The organism is Mycobacterium sp. Soil_C_30 (assembly GCF_057656995.1).
This window is the reverse complement of the sequence record NZ_JBDGJH010000001.1, coordinates 517,077-531,672: the sequence shown is the minus strand read 5'-3', so window position 1 is coordinate 531,672 and position 14,596 is coordinate 517,077. Positions and strand designations below refer to the sequence as shown.

At 67.5% G+C, this 14,596-nt stretch carries 14 protein-coding genes; 6 read left to right on the top strand and 8 right to left on the bottom strand.

Annotated elements, in window-relative coordinates; translation table 11 throughout:
* Window positions 1-36 precede the first annotated feature (36 nt).
* A complete protein-coding gene (locus tag AC3A6P_RS02410) occupies window positions 37-1,590 on the bottom strand; it encodes a glycerol-3-phosphate dehydrogenase/oxidase (RefSeq protein ID WP_487687867.1) in 1,554 nt (517 codons plus the stop codon).
* Window positions 1,590-2,174, bottom strand: coding sequence for a TetR/AcrR family transcriptional regulator (locus tag AC3A6P_RS02405; RefSeq protein ID WP_487687865.1), 585 nt, complete (start codon window positions 2,172-2,174; stop codon window positions 1,590-1,592). The genes AC3A6P_RS02410 and AC3A6P_RS02405 overlap by 1 nt, the downstream gene beginning before the upstream one ends.
* Window positions 2,175-2,206: 32 nt before the next feature.
* On the opposite strand from AC3A6P_RS02405, the gene AC3A6P_RS02400 reads away from it, so the two are divergent.
* Together AC3A6P_RS02400 and AC3A6P_RS02395 are read left to right on the top strand one after the other, a co-directional pair.
* Window positions 2,207-3,787 carry an FAD-binding oxidoreductase gene (locus AC3A6P_RS02400; RefSeq protein ID WP_487688149.1) on the top strand — a complete coding sequence of 527 codons (1,581 nt, stop codon included), beginning with the start codon at window positions 2,207-2,209 and terminating at the stop codon, window positions 3,785-3,787.
* The gene (locus tag AC3A6P_RS02395) at window positions 3,784-4,695 is read left to right on the top strand and encodes a diacylglycerol kinase (protein WP_487687863.1); all 912 of its coding nucleotides are present in this window, start codon (window positions 3,784-3,786) and stop codon (window positions 4,693-4,695) included. The genes AC3A6P_RS02400 and AC3A6P_RS02395 overlap by 4 nt, the downstream gene beginning before the upstream one ends.
* Here AC3A6P_RS02395 and AC3A6P_RS02390 read toward each other — a convergent pair.
* The 5 genes from AC3A6P_RS02390 to AC3A6P_RS02370 all read right to left on the bottom strand — a co-directional run bounded on the left by AC3A6P_RS02390 (window position 4,667) and on the right by AC3A6P_RS02370 (window position 9,391).
* Window positions 4,667-5,182: a DUF3145 domain-containing protein gene (locus tag AC3A6P_RS02390; protein ID WP_487687861.1), complete on the bottom strand. Its 516-nt coding sequence runs from the start codon at window positions 5,180-5,182 to the stop codon at window positions 4,667-4,669. The genes AC3A6P_RS02395 and AC3A6P_RS02390 overlap by 29 nt on opposite strands.
* Window positions 5,183-5,295: 113 nt before the next feature.
* Complete coding sequence (locus AC3A6P_RS02385) at window positions 5,296-6,117, bottom strand: serine hydrolase domain-containing protein (protein WP_487687858.1); 822 nt, start codon at window positions 6,115-6,117, stop codon at window positions 5,296-5,298.
* 51 nt (window positions 6,118-6,168) lie between these two features.
* Entirely contained in the window at window positions 6,169-7,242 is a 1,074-nt protein-coding gene (locus AC3A6P_RS02380) for a class I SAM-dependent methyltransferase (protein WP_487687855.1), read from the bottom strand.
* Window positions 7,243-7,297: 55 nt separating this feature from the next.
* Window positions 7,298-8,935 (bottom strand): LuxR C-terminal-related transcriptional regulator, encoded by a 1,638-nt coding sequence (locus AC3A6P_RS02375; protein ID WP_487687853.1) that lies wholly within the window; start codon window positions 8,933-8,935, stop codon window positions 7,298-7,300.
* A gap of 54 nt (window positions 8,936-8,989) precedes the next feature.
* Complete coding sequence (locus tag AC3A6P_RS02370) at window positions 8,990-9,391, bottom strand: hypothetical protein (protein ID WP_487687850.1); 402 nt, start codon at window positions 9,389-9,391, stop codon at window positions 8,990-8,992.
* Window positions 9,392-9,555: 164 nt separating this feature from the next.
* Between AC3A6P_RS02370 and AC3A6P_RS02365 the strand changes: the two genes are divergently transcribed.
* The 3 genes from AC3A6P_RS02365 to AC3A6P_RS02355 all read left to right on the top strand — a co-directional run bounded on the left by AC3A6P_RS02365 (window position 9,556) and on the right by AC3A6P_RS02355 (window position 12,560).
* The gene (locus AC3A6P_RS02365; protein WP_487687847.1) at window positions 9,556-10,641 is read left to right on the top strand and encodes an S-(hydroxymethyl)mycothiol dehydrogenase; all 1,086 of its coding nucleotides are present in this window, start codon (window positions 9,556-9,558) and stop codon (window positions 10,639-10,641) included.
* Window positions 10,638-11,258 carry an MBL fold metallo-hydrolase gene (locus AC3A6P_RS02360; protein WP_487687845.1) on the top strand — a complete coding sequence of 207 codons (621 nt, stop codon included), beginning with the start codon at window positions 10,638-10,640 and terminating at the stop codon, window positions 11,256-11,258. The genes AC3A6P_RS02365 and AC3A6P_RS02360 overlap by 4 nt, the downstream gene beginning before the upstream one ends.
* A gap of 312 nt (window positions 11,259-11,570) precedes the next feature.
* The gene (locus AC3A6P_RS02355; RefSeq protein ID WP_487687841.1) at window positions 11,571-12,560 is read left to right on the top strand and encodes a glycoside hydrolase 5 family protein; all 990 of its coding nucleotides are present in this window, start codon (window positions 11,571-11,573) and stop codon (window positions 12,558-12,560) included.
* On the opposite strand, the gene AC3A6P_RS02350 is transcribed toward AC3A6P_RS02355, so the two are convergent.
* Complete coding sequence (locus AC3A6P_RS02350) at window positions 12,561-13,340, bottom strand: SHOCT domain-containing protein (RefSeq protein WP_487687839.1); 780 nt, start codon at window positions 13,338-13,340, stop codon at window positions 12,561-12,563.
* Between the two features lie 110 nt (window positions 13,341-13,450).
* Here AC3A6P_RS02350 and AC3A6P_RS02345 point away from each other — a divergent pair, with 110 nt between their 5' ends.
* A complete protein-coding gene (locus tag AC3A6P_RS02345; protein ID WP_487687836.1) occupies window positions 13,451-14,530 on the top strand; it encodes a class I SAM-dependent methyltransferase in 1,080 nt (359 codons plus the stop codon).
* Window positions 14,531-14,596: the final 66 nt, after the last annotated feature.

The window sequence follows — 14,596 nt, the reverse complement described above, 5'->3', positions numbered from 1 at the left end:
CCTGGTGATTTCGGCGCGTTCGTAACCGCTGAGCGGTTACGAACGCGCCGAAATCGCTTCCTGAGCCGCCGCGAAAGCCCGCTGTCGATCCTCGGCCACCAGCCCGATCCGGGTCCGGCGGTCCAAGATGTCGTCGGCGGTCAGCGCGCCCTCATGCGTCACGGCATATTCGAATTCAGCGCGCAGCACGTCGACTCCGTCGGCCACCGGGTCCGTCGGGCGCTCGCAGGTGGCTAGTGCGATCACCTTCGCCGCCTCCGCACCGAAACGCGCCACCAACGACGGCGGCAGCCCGCGATCGAGGGCACCGGCGCCGACCAGCGGCAGGTCCTGCGTACGGCACGGCCCAGCCGCCAACCCGCGTAGCGCCACAGCCCGGTTCAGGACGTCCTGGGCCATGTACCGGTATTCGGTGAGCTTGCCGCCGACCACGCTGATCACTCCGGACGACGATTCCAGCACCGCGTGGTCTCGGGAGATGTCGGCGGTGTGCTGTGCCTTTTCCCCGGGTCGCTTCGCTCCGGCCCTCCGATCCCCCGTTGGCTCCAGCAATGGACGCAGGCCGGCGTAGGACCCGCGCACATCATCGGTGGTCAACTGCGTGTCCAGCGCGGTGTTCACCGTGTCGAGCAGGAAGTCGATCTCCGCGGGAGTTGCTTGCGGCACATCGGGTATCGGCCCCGGCGCGTCTTCGTCGGTGAGCCCCAGATACACCCGGCCCAGCTGTTCGGGCATCGCGAACACAAAGCGGTTCAGCTCACCCGGAATGGGAATGGTCAGCGCCGCAACAGGATTGCCGAAGGCGCGCGCGTCGAACACCAGATGTGTTCCGCGGCTGGGCCGCAGCTTCAGCCCGGCATCGACCTCCCCCGCCCACACCCCGGTGGCATTGATGACCGCGCGCGCCCGCACGTGCATCGTGGCGCCGCCGCGACCATCGACCAGCGTGGCCGAGTCGCCGGTGACCTCGGTGGCCGCCACCCGGGTGAGAATGCGGGCGCCGTGCTGGGCGGCGGTGCGCGCCACGGCCGTCACCAGCCGCGCATCGTCGATCAACTGTCCGTCATAGGCCAGCAGTGCGCCGGCCAGGCCGGACCTGCGCACCGTGGGCGCCAGCTCCATCGCTCGGGTCGCTGGCACCCGCCCCGACCGCGGCAGTACGGAAGCCGGTGTGCCCGCCAACCGGCGCAACCCGTCGCCGGCCAGGAAGCCCACCCGCACCAGCGCCCGCTCGGCCCTGCCCATCGACGGTAACAGCGGCACCAGCTGCGGCATGGCCGTCACCAGGTGAGGAGCGGTGCGCGTCATCAGGATTCCGCGTTCGATCGCGCTGCGCCGGGCAATCCCGATGTTGCCGGTGGCCAGATAGCGCAGCCCGCCGTGCACCAGCTTGGAGCTCCATCGGCTGGTGCCGAACGCCAGGTCGTGTTTCTCCACCAGCGCCACCGACAACCCACGCGAGGCGGCATCCAGTGCGATGCCTGCGCCGGTGATTCCGCCGCCGATCACCAGCACATCCACTGTCGCAGAGGACAACTCGTCGAGTTCACGAGCGCGTCGAGAGGCGTTCAGCGCTGCCGGGTCGGCCATCAGCGCAGGTATCCGTTCAAGGTGTGGGTCAGCTCGGCGGCCAATGCGTCGGCGGGCAGAATCGGCTCAACGATCTGCCCCGACTGGATGGTGGACTGCGCGATCAGCAGCACCATCGCGGCGAGTTGAACGGCGTCACCGGGGCGGACGCTGCCACCGGCCTGCGCCACCGCCAGGTCGGCGGCCAGCGCGTCGATGAGGATCTGCTGGCTGGTGCCCAGCCGCTCGGCGATGTACACCATCGCCATCTCCGGCGCGGAATGCAGCACCGCGGTGATCAGGTCGTCGTCGCGCAGACGCTGGGCAACGGCCACCACCCGCTCCACGATCGCGGCGCGGTCGGTGCCGCCGCGCGGGATGTCGCGCAGGACGCCGGTGATCCTGCGGGTGAGCAGGGCCGCCAGGACCGACTGGGTGTCGGGCCAGCGGCGGTAGATGGTGGGACGGCTGACGCGGGCGCGGCGGGCGATCTCGGCCAGGGTCACGCGGTCGATGCCGTAATCCCGCACGCAACTGGCCGCGGCAGCGAGGATCCGGTCCTCGATCCCTGCCGATTCGGCAACAGAATTACTGATTGACAACATCTGTAATACTGTAACTCATGATTCGTCCTCCGATGAAATGGAATGCCTGGGGCGACCCGGCCGCTGCCAAGCCACTCTCCGACGGCATCCGCTCATTGCTCGAACAGGCACTCGGGGTCCACTCCCCTGACGCCGACGAGCTCACACCCCAGGACGTCCGACTGCGCCCGACCGCGTTGAGCACCACAGATCAGGATGGTTTGGCCGCGATCGTCGGCACGCCGAATCTCAGCACCGACGATGACGCCCGGTTGTTGCGCGCGGGCGGGAAATCCACCCTCGACCTGCTCCGACGCGCCAGCCGCGAAGTCCAGGACGCGCCCGATGCCGTACTCACCCCCGGCTCCGAGGACGAAGTCGCCGGGGTGCTGGCGTACTGCTCACGGCACGGAATCGCCGTCGTACCGTTCGGCGGCGGCACCAGCGTGGTCGGCGGCCTCGACCCCGACCGCGGTTCGCGCAACGCCGTCATCTCCCTGGACCTGCGCCGCTTCGACCAGCTCTACGCACTCGACGCAGTTTCGGGTGAGGCCGAGCTCGGCGCCGGCGTCACCGGCCCGGACGCCGAGCGACTGCTGGGCGAGCACGGTTTCTCCCTGGGCCATTACCCGCAGAGCTTCCAATTCGCCACCATCGGCGGGTTCGCCGCCACCCGGTCCTCCGGCCAGGATTCGGCGGGCTACGGCCGGATCAGCGATATGGTCCGCGGACTGCGCGCGGTGACGCCCATCGGAATCCTCGACCTCGGCCGGGCACCGGAGTCGGCGGCGGGTCCGGATCTGCGGCATCTGATCGTCGGGTCCGAGGGCGTGTTCGGCGTCATCACCCGCGTCCGCCTGCGGGTCCATCCCACCCCCGCCTGCACCCGCTATGAGGCCTGGTCGTTCCCCGACTTCCGCACCGGCGCCGACGCCTTGCGGGCCGTCGTGCAGACCGGCACCGGCCCCACGGTCATCCGGCTGTCCGACGAGGCCGAAACCGGGGTCAACCTGGCCACCACCGAGCAGATCGGCGAACAGCAGATCACCGGCGGCTGCCTGGCCATCACCGTCTTCGAGGGCACCGACGAGCACACCGAGAGCCGTCACCGCGAGACCCGAACCCTGCTCGAAAAGCACGGCGCCACCTCACTCGGCGAGGACCCGGCGAAGGCCTGGGAGCACGGTCGTTTCAACGCCCCGTATCTGCGTGATTCACTGCTGGCCGCCGGCGCACTGTGCGAAACCCTCGAAACCGCCACCAACTGGTCCAATCTCGAAACGCTGAAGGCAGCCGTCACCGAGGCACTCACCACCTCGCTGACCGAATCGGGCACACCCGCACTGGTGCTGTGCCACATTTCGCATGTGTACGCCACGGGTGCCTCGTTGTACTTCACCGTGGTCGCCGGCCAGCGCGGCAACCCGAGCGAGCAGTGGCAGGCGGCGAAAAGTGCTGCCTCTCGGGCCATCATGCGTACCGGCGGCACCATCACCCACCACCACGCGGTCGGCGCCGATCACCGGCCGTGGATGGCCGACGAAGTGGGCGACGTCGGCGTCAAGGTGCTCCGGGCCGTCAAGGACTGCCTGGATCCGGCGGGCATTCTCAACCCCGGCAAGCTGATCCCGTGATCACGCACGTCACCGTCTTGACCAATCCCGCTTCCGGGCACGGCAACGCGCCGCACGCCGCCGAACGCGCCGTCGTCCGCTTCCAACAGCGCGGCGTCAATGTCACCGCGATCGTCGGCACCGACGCAGCACACGCCTCCCAGCTGGTGCAGAGTGCGCTCGCCCAGGGCACGGACGCTGTGGTGGTGGTCGGCGGTGACGGGGTGATTTCCCTGGCTCTGCAATCGCTGGCGGGCAGCGGCGTCCCGCTCGGCATCATCCCGGCGGGCACCGGAAACGACCACGCCCGCGAATACGGACTGCCCACCGGCGATCCGGAGGCGGCCGCCGACGTCATCGCCGACGGCCACACCGAGACGGTGGACCTGGGCCGCATCACGGCCGGTGACGGCACGCAGAGGTGGTTCGGCACGGTGGTGGCCGCGGGGTTCGATTCGCTGGTGTCGGACCGGGCCAACCGCATGCGGTGGCCGCACGGCCGGATGCGCTACAACGTCGCGATGGTCGCCGAGTTGTCGAAGCTGCGGCTGTTGCCGTTCCGGCTGTCCTTCGACGGCGGTGCGGAGTTCGACCGCGACCTGACGTTCGTGGCGGTCGGAAACACCCGCAGTTACGGCGGCGGCATGTTGATCTGCCCCGGCGCCGACCACAACGACGGCCAACTCGACGTGACGATGGTGGCCTCGGACTCGCGGACCCGGCTGGTGCGGTTGTTCCCGACGGTGTTCAAGGGCACCCATGTGGAGCTCGAAGCCGTGACGACCACGCGGGTGCGCACCGTGACCATCGACTCCCCTGGCATCAACGCTTACGCCGACGGCGACTTCGCCTGCCCGTTACCGGCCGCCATCGAGGCGGTCCCGGGGGCGCTGAGAATCCTTACCCCACACCTTCCCGCAGCCAGGTGATCTCCGCGCCGACGTCACCACCGGTGCGGTAGGGCTCCAGGGCCTCGTCCCACGCGGTACCGAGCACGGTATCCAGTTCGGCGGCCAGCATGTCGGCGCCTTCGGCCATCAGTGCCCGAAGGCGCATCTCGCCCACCATGATGTCGCCGCTGGCACTCATCGCGCCGTGCCACAGACCCAGCTGAGGGGTGTGACTGAAGCGCTGGCCGTCGACGCCGGCACTCGGGTCCTCGGTGACCTCGAAGCGCAGCACCGACCACGAGCGCAGGGCATTGGCCAGCGCAGCGCCGGTCCCCACGGGTCCGACCCAGTTGGTGACCGCGCGCAACTGACCAGGCATGGCCGGCTGCGGCGTCCACTTCAAGTTCGCCCTGGCGTTCAGGGTCGACGAAAGCGCCCACTCCACGTGTGGGCAGACCGCCGCGGGTGAGGCGTGGATGTACACCACGCCGGTAGTCGCGTCGGCAAATTGGTTCGACGCACGCATTGGCTGCTCCTTAGTTCCACGAGGGACGTCTTCCCCAACGACCTTGCAGAACTTCGAGCATCACAAAACGTGTGTCGCGCGTGTCTATTGTGCCCCGTGTGGCAGGTGTTGCGCTAGTGTGCCGCGAATTCTCTCAGAGCTTCATCAGACACAGCAGGCCACAGGGGGTGTGCCCAGTCACCGAAATCCCGGTCGGTGAGCACCACGAGAGCCAGACCGACGGCGGGATCAGCCCAGATGAACGTGCCCGACTGCCCGAAGTGACCGAACGTACCCGGCGAATTCGCGGCCCCCGTCCAGTGCGGTGATTTGGCCGCCTTCAACTCGAACCCCAGCCCCCAGTCATTGGGCCGCTGGGCGCCGTAGCCGGGCAGCACCCCATCCAGACCCGGGAATTGCACCGAGATGGCCTCGGTGTGCATGCCCGTCGACACCAACGCTGGCGTCAACAGCTCCCCGGCGAACTGCACGAGGTCGGCCACACTGGCGGTGACGCCATAACCTGCCGCCTTGGCCCCGCCGTCCAGAGACGACGACATGCCCAGCGGTTGGAACACCGACCCGGCCAGATACGTGCCGAAGTCGATGTCGGTGGCGTGCGCGATGGTCTCGGCCAGCACCGCGAAGCCGGTGTTGGAGTACACCCGCCGCGTCCCCGGTTTGGCGATCACCTTGTCGTCGAGCATCGACAGCCCCGAGGTGTGAGCCAGCAGGTGGCGCACGGTGGCACCCGGGGGCCCGGCGGGCGTGTCGAGTTCGATCGCCCCTTCCTCGACGGCCACCTGCGCCGCCCGCGCCACCAACGGTTTGGTCACCGAGGCCAGCCGGAACGGCCGGTCGAGGTCGCCATGGGTGGCCAACACACCGGAGGTCCCGACCACCGCGGCGGCGACAGTCGGGACCGGCCAGCTCTGAAGCAACTCGAGTGCGCTCATCGCCTGCAAATTTATCCCCGGCTCGGTAAGCGCCTGCCCGCCGGGGAGATCTCACTTACGGCACAGGTAGTAGCTGTTGATCGGATCGGACTCGATCTCGGTGACGGCGACGTCGACGAAGCCGGCATCGCGCAGCATGGCCGTCGCCACCTGTTGGCCCCACACGGTTCCGAGGCCGGCGCCGCCGTCGTGCAACGACACCGACATACAGTGCATCGTCGACACCGTGTAGAGGTAAGTGCTCAGTGGCACGCCGATGTTGTCCTCGAGATCGCTCGAGGCCTTGATGTCCACCATCAGGAACACCCCACCCGGCCGCAACGCCCGATAGATGTTGGCCAGCATCGCCGCCGGCTGCGCCTGGTCGTGCACGGCGTCGAAGGCGGTGATGACGTCGTAGGCCTCCGTGAGGTCCAGCGCCGCGACGTCCTGGCGCAGGAATTGCGCGTTTGCCAGGCCCAGCCGGGCGGCCTCGGCGGTGGCTGTGCGAATACCCTCGTCCGAGAAGTCGATACCGGTGAACCGGCTCTGCGGAAACGCCTGTGCCAACACGTTGACCGCGTGTCCGCTGCCGCAGCCCCAGTCGGCGACGTCGGCGCCGGCGTGCAACCGGGCCGGCAGACCGTCGACCAGCGGCAGGATCACGTCCACCAGCGCGGCGTCGAACACCTCGCCGCTTTCCTCGGCCATCAGCGCGTGGAAGCGGGGGTATTCGGTGTAGGACAGACCGCCGCCGGTGCGGAAGCAGCCGACGATCTTCTGCTCGATCTCCCCGAGCAACGGGATGAACTGGGCCAGCCGGGCCAGGTTGTCCGGGCCGGCCGCACGGGTCAGCACGGCGGCGCGATGAGCGGGCAGGGTGTAGGTCGCGGTGGTGGAGTCGTAGTCGACGACGCCGCCGGTGGACATGCCGCCCAGCCACTCCCGCACATAGCGTTCGTCGAGGCCGGCGGCGTCGGCGATCTGCTGGCTGGTCGCCGACGGCAGCGTGGCCATGGTGTCGAACAGGCCGGTCTGATGGCCGATGCTGGCCAGGATCGCCACGCTGGCCTTGTCGATGGTGTCGATCATGCGACCGGCGAAGTGTTCGGTGGTCTCCACCGACGAGCTTTCGAGAATTGTCATGCCGTGAACGCTAGGCAGCCTGCGACTGCGGCACATCGGTCAAATCATGCAGGTTCTATGCAGAACCGCGGAGCCCCAGATTTTCGAACGCCCATGCCACTGCGGCGGTCCGCGACGACACCCCGAGTTTGGCGTAGACGTTGGCCAGATGCCGGGCGACGGTTTTCTCGGACAGCACCATGACGCGGGCGACGTCACGGTTGCTGGCTCCCCCGGCCACGTGGGTGAGCACTTCCACCTCGCGTCGGGTGAGTCCACCGTGGGCCGGCTGCGCGCAGTCGGTGGGAGCCTCGACCCCGAGTTGGCGGTAGATCGCCTCCGCCGTCGCGGCGTCGGCGGCTGCGGTGGCTGTATCGCCGAGACCTTTGTGCGCCAACGACATCCAGTCGTACACCTGCGCCGATTCATAACGCGACTGCTGGGTCCGGTACTCGCGTAGAGCGACCTGCAGCACGGCGAGGGCCTCGGTGTGGCGGCCGCGGCGCACCAGCACCGCGCCCCGCGTGTGCGCCGCCCACGCCCGGAAGCCTGGGGTGGGCCGGGTGCGGGCCCCGTTTTCGAGTTCGTCGCAATACTGCTCGGCCTCGTCGAGGCTGTCGCGTGCCAGTGCGATGTCGACGGCCGCGCGCAGCAGCCGCATGCGGCCGGGCCCGGACTCGGCGGCCAACGCCATCCGCAGCCCCGCCCAAGCACCCTGCTTGTCGCCTTGGCTGCAGCGCAACAATGCTTCCCCTGGTTGCGGATCAGCACCCAGCACACGGGTTTTCGCGAATGCGGCGAGCGCGCCGTCGACGTCGCCGCGCAGACGGCACACCTCACCGAGCTGGTAGTAGCCCTCGGCGGCGGCCCAGTTGTTGACGTCCTCGAGCCTGCGGCTGGCGTCGGTGAGCTTGTCCTCGAGCTGCTGGTAGTCGTCGCTGGCGGCCAGCACCTGCAGTCGGTGCACGTCGCACACCCCGCCGTAGGTCAGCGACCCGCTGATGCCACACCACCGGTCCATCGATTCGGTCCAGGCCCGCATTCGCGGCAGGTCGGCCAGCCGATGACAGTGGTAGAGCACGATGCAGTAGATGTCGCCGGCCCATTCGACGGGCACCTGGTCGGCGAGCACCGGAAGCATCGCCTCGTCGATCAAGCCGTAGGCCCGGCTGAAACCCTCACCGGCCAAACGTTCGTCGAGCATGGCGTGCAGCCCCTGGGCCACCAACCCGAGGGCGGTCAGCGCCGGAATGTCGAGGCGGACGCTGAGCTCGCGGAGGGCGTTGACCCGCAACGCCAAGGCGTCGAGGTCCTGGCTCATGGCCGCGACCACCGCATCGAGGTACGCCAGGTAGCCGTGGGCCGGGCCTTCCGGAGCGCCGGTGAGCAACCGCCGGGCCCGGTTCATCCAGCCCTGGCCGATGTTGACGTCGCCACGAGTCAGCCAGGCCAGACTGAGCTCGACGGCTTTCATGGCGGCCGCGGCCGGATCGGTACGCGTCAGTTGACCGAACACCAGCTCCGAGAGCCGCACTGCCTCCTTGACGTTGCCCACCCGCCATGCGGCCAGTGACATCGCGTCCAGATCATCGGTGGACAGCGGCCCGCGAGCGCTCGCCTCGGCATAGGCGTCATAGCTCGAGCGCCAGCGCCGTTCGGCGAATGCCGCGCGTGCGGTGCCGAGCCAATCCGTGGCAAGGGAGGAAGTGGCCATTTCGCCCCTACCGTAACGCCGATCGGCGCAGCTGGGGAGGTATTTTCGCCGTACTCAGTCACGTTCGGTGAGCGCGAAGGATGCGCCCTCGCCGTCGCGCACCTCAGCGCCCGTGCATTCGCCGATCCATCCCGACCCCACGACGACGGTCACGCCGTCGCCGGTGAGCTCTTTGGTGCCGTACCAGATGGTTTTGTGATCAACCGGGCGGCCATCGACGAGCAGAGTCACGCGGTTGAGGAAGACCAACCGCTCGTCGAAGACCACCTGTATCGCCTTGGTGCCATCTTCACCCGACCAGAACCGACGCGTGAAGCCCCAACGCTTGGTCTCGGCACGTCGCGCGCCCAACGTCAGAAACACGATGGCGGCGATCGTGATCAGTGCACTCAACCACCCCGACGCGCCCAGAACGTAGGCAAGCCCGCCGATTCCCAATACCACCGCGGTTGTCACGACACAGAATGTGATGAGCCTGCCCTCGTGCATTGCTTTCATCGGTCATTCATTCCCCGGCTCGGTACACGCCAATCTCGGCCGGCACCGCCACGATCTGGACACGTGTACGGACAACGTTCTCACCCTGTCCCAGCGTCGAGGCGAGGCATTAGGTTATAGGCATGAGTCAGACAGTGCGTGGTGTGATTTCTCGGTCCAAGGGTGCTCCGGTGGAGGTCACCGACATCGTGATCCCCGACCCCGGCCCCGGTGAAGTGGTGGTCAAGATCATCGCCTGCGGGGTCTGCCACACCGACCTCACCTACCGCGACGGCGGCATCAACGACGACTACCCCTTCCTGCTCGGCCACGAAGCCTCCGGCACCGTCGAAGCCATCGGCGACGGAGTGGTCAACGTCGAACCCGGTGATTTCGTCATCCTCAACTGGCGCGCGGTCTGCGGACAATGCCGGGCCTGCAAACGCGGCCGCCCGCACCTGTGTTTCAACACCTTCAACGCCACCCAGAAAATGACCCTCACCGACGGCACCGAACTGTCCCCGGCCCTGGGTATCGGCGCCTTCGTCGAAAAAACCCTGGTCCACGAAGGCCAATGCACCAAAGTCGACCCCCACGCCGACCCCGCCGTCGCCGGCCTGCTCGGCTGCGGGGTGATGGCCGGCATCGGGGCGGCCATCAACACCGGCGCCGTCACCCGCGATGACACCGTGGCCGTCATCGGCTGCGGCGGGGTCGGAGACGCCGCCATCGCCGGCGCCGCCCTGGTCGGCGCCAAAACCATCATCGCCGTCGACCGCGACGACAAGAAACTGGCCTGGGCACGCGAATTCGGGGCCACCCACACCATCAACGCCGCCGAACTGGATGCGGTCGAGACGATTCAGGATCTGACCGGCGGGTTCGGCGCCGACGTCGTCATCGACGCCGTCGGCCGCCCCGAAACCTGGAAACAAGCCTTCTACGCCCGCGACCTGGCCGGCACCGTCGTCCTGGTCGGCGTGCCCACCCCGGACATGCAACTGCAGATGCCGCTGGTCGACTTCTTCTCCCGCGGCGGCGCACTGAAATCCTCCTGGTACGGCGACTGCCTACCCGAGCGCGACTTCCCCACCCTCATCAGCCTCTACCTGCAGGGCCGGCTCCCCTTGGAGAAATTCGTCTCCGAACGCATCAGCCTCGACGACATCGAAGACGCCTTCCACAAAATGCACACCGGCGAAGTCCTGCGCTCGGTGGTGATCCTGTGAGCATTCAGCGGGTGGTCACCTCCGGGAAGTTCGAACTCGACGGCGGGTCCTGGGACGTCGACAACAACATCTGGATCGTCGGCGACGACTCCGATGTCGTCGTCTTCGACGCCGCCCACACCGCACAACCGATCATCGATGCCGTGGCCGGGCGCAACGTTGTGGCCGTGGTCTGCACCCACGGCCACAACGACCACGTCACCGTTGCCCCTGAACTCGCCGCCGCCCTCGACGCCCCCATCCTGTTGCACCCCGCCGACGACGTGCTCTGGCAGATGACCCACCCCGGCAAGGATTTCCGCGCCGTCGATGACGGGCAGACCCTGCAGGCCGGTGCCATCGAGCTGATCGGCCTGCACACTCCCGGCCACTCCCCGGGCTCGGTGTGCTGGTTCGCCCCCGAACTCGGTGCCGTGTTCTCCGGCGACACCCTGTTCCAGGGCGGGCCCGGCGCCACCGGCCGCTCCTTCTCCGACTTCCCGACCATTCTCGACTCCATCAAGAACCGGCTCGGCACCCTGCCCGCCGACACCATCGTCTACACCGGCCACGGCGACACCACCAAAATCGGCGACGAAATAGTGCACTACGACGAATGGGTCGCCCGCGGCCACTGACAAGCGCCGCGAGGAACGAGCAGCGCGAAGAGCTGTGGCCCAACCAGCACGGCCACTGACCCGACGCTGTCCACTTCGCGCAATCACCTTCCGTAACTTTCGCCTCAGCTAACTGTTTAGCGCCCCAATGCGTTGGGTAGCCTGGCATCCATGGGGGTAGGTCGGGCAGGCTCACCACGGTGGCGGTGGTGCGTTTCGCTGCTGGTAGCTACCGCGATGATGTTTGCTGTCTCCTGCGCGCGCGAGCAGCCGCTGCCACTTATACCCGAAGATACCGCAGCAACCGGTACCTACCCCATACCGAAGGTGGGAGTGGACGGAACTTCGCTGACTCTCGACGGGCGGAAGTGGTGGCCGATCGGGATCAACGCCTACCAGCTGGGCACGAATTGGGATGTCAACGCCGGCTGCGGGGCGCAGGTCGACCTCGACCAGTATTTCGGTAGCCTCGCCCCGCATTCCTTGACCCGGATCAACGTCTACTCCAGCTTCGCGGTGAACAAGCGCACCGGCCAGCTCGACTTCTCCGCACTCGATGCCATTTTCGAGTCCGCGCTGCGGCACAATCAGCTCCTCATCGCTGTGCTGACGGGCGGCGAGGGTGGTTGCGAGAACGAGTATTTCAAGGACTACGACTGGTACGCCGGCGGCTGGCAGACCGAGGTGTCGCACGGGCTGCCCATGCCCTTCGCGGACTGGCTCGACCTCGCCGTCGACCGGTGGGGTGACTCACCCGCACTGGCCGGCTGGACGGCGGTCGGGGAACCGGAACCGTCGCACTGCACGGACGAGAACTGCACGTGGCAAACCCGCACCTGTCCCGCCGACTCGGCGGTTGTGCTGCGGGCGTTCTTCGACCAGGTAGGTGAGAGGATTCGTGCCGAGGATCCTGATGCGGTGATCTTCAGCGGGCACACCGGTGGCGGCCAGTGCGGTTCGGTCGGTGAGCAGTACCAGATGGTGGCGGCATCACCGGGTATCGACGTTGTGGAGTATCACTACTACCAAGCCACCGACTACCTCCCCGGAGACGCCCGCGACGGGTTGCAGCGCCGCATCGAGCAGGCCCAGGCGCTCAACAAACCGCTCATCGTCGCCGAGGTCGGTGTCGAGGCAGGCACCTGCAAGTCGCTGAGCCAGCGCGAGCGGGAGATCTCCCTGATCGTCGGCGCGCAACGGGCCCATGGGGCGGCCGGCGTCATGTTCTGGTCCTACGTTCCCGATCCGCGCCTGGATGAGTGCACGCTGGACATCGGTCCGAACGATCCCTTGTTCCGGATGATCGGCGCCGGCGCGGCATAGTCAGCGCCCGTCGAGAAGGCGGCGCTTCTCGGATTTGAACTCTTCCTCGGTCAGGGCGCCCGAATCACGCAGAGCGGCCAGCGTTTTCAGCTGCTGAATACGGATTCCGTCCTCGGTGGGTTCATAGGACACGGGTGCCGACCTCGGTGCGGGCACATCATCGGAGTCATCGGAATCATCAAAGTCGAGATCGGATAAGTCGGGTTCCTCCGACAGCCCGAGGGGTTCGTTTGACCGGGACTTGACCCGCGTCAGCCAGAACAATGCCAGCAGCAGATCGAGGATGCTGACCGCGAACAGGATGCCGAACACCACCGGTAACCAACCGAGCGAGCTGCCGTGCCCGAAGGCCAACCGGGGGCTCAGGAAGGCCGATACATCACCGTCGGTGCTGATGCGGTAGGTGCCGTCGGCCGGAATCTGCGCCACCCAGACCTCAACGCGGGCATCGTTGTTGACAGTGGTGGTGGATCCGATGTCCTCTGTCACCACCGGGTCCGGAACACCGTCGGGTGGGTCGATGCCCATCGACAGGTGCGGTACCGGTAGTCCGCCACCATTGGTACTGCCGATGATCTGCGTGCGAAAACTGATCGTCACCTCGCCCGCGGGCAGTTGCAGCTCTGCCGAACCGGGAATCGGAACCTCACCGTAGGCGTCGAATTCGTCCCAGACGAAGATGTTCAGCAGCAGGGTGACGATGAATCCGACGATGGACACCACCAGGGTGCCGATGGCAGCCGCCAGCACGATTCGCGGGGCAGTTCTCGAGCCGCTCATGGCGGAAGTGTGACACGGGCGGGTCCCGCCGTCGCGGTTATCAACGGCCGCCTCCGCACATCAGGACTACCGTTGATGTGCCCCCTGCACCGACATCGATCGGAGGTGACATGCCCGAGTCCAGCATCGTCGTCCGCCCGGAGCCGATGGGAAGCCCGCGCTACACCGAGTCGTCTCGGCTGCAGGCAGCCGGGTTGTCCGAGGCGGTGGCGCTTTTCGAACAGGCCGCCGGTGTCGTGCCGCTGCCGACTCCGCCGCAGCCCATCGTCATCGCCGATTACGGCGCCGCGACCGGTCACAATTCGCTGGTGCCCATCGCGGCGGCCATCGGAAAGTTACGCGGGCGCACCCGCAGTGAGCACGCCATCCTGGTGGCCCACACCGATATCGCCGAGAACGACTTCACCACGCTGTTCCGGACGTTGTCCGAGGATCCAGACAGTTATCTCGGCAAGGACGCCGCCACCTTCGCTTCGGCAATTGGGCGCTCGTTCTACGGTCAGATCCTGCCGTCGAACAGCGTCACCCTCGGCTGGAGTTCGTGGGCCTGTCAGTGGCTGAGCAGTGTGCCGGGCCCGGTTCCCGACCACATCGTGGTGGCGCACTCCCAGGACAAGGAGGTCAAGGCGGCGTATGCCCGACAGGCCGCCCAGGACTGGCACGAATTCGTGGCTTTCCGCGGCCGGGAGCTCTGTCCCGGCGGTCGGCTGGTAGTGCTCACCATGGCCATCGCCGACGACGGAGACTTCGGCTACGGCGCGGTAGTCGACGCCGTTGTCGCCGCCCTGGATACGTTGCGCGCCGACGGATTCGTCAGCGACGAGGAGGTGCGTCGGGTCACGGTGCCGATGGTCGGCCGCTCCGCCAAGGACTTCCTGGTGCCGTTCGCCCCGAGAGGTCGTTTCGAGGACCTGACGGTCGAGCACGTCGAGGTGTTCGGTGGCGAAGACCGCGTCTGGACTCGGTATCGGGCCGACGGTGACGCCGCCGCATTCGGCGCGCAGTGGGCCTCGTTCGCCCGCGCGTCGGTGCTGCCCACCTTGGCGTCCGGCTTGGACGGCGGCCCCGCCGATCCGCGCCGCGGGCAATTCCTCGACCGGCTGGAGAAAGAGGTGGCGACACGCCTGGCGGCGGCACCCGAGCAGGTGTCCATCCCGCTGGCGGCCGTGGTGCTCACGAAGAGTCGCTGACCGCTCTGGCCAGATTTCGGCGGAAGCTGGCCGGACGGCCACTGCCGCGAGCCGCACTCACGCGAC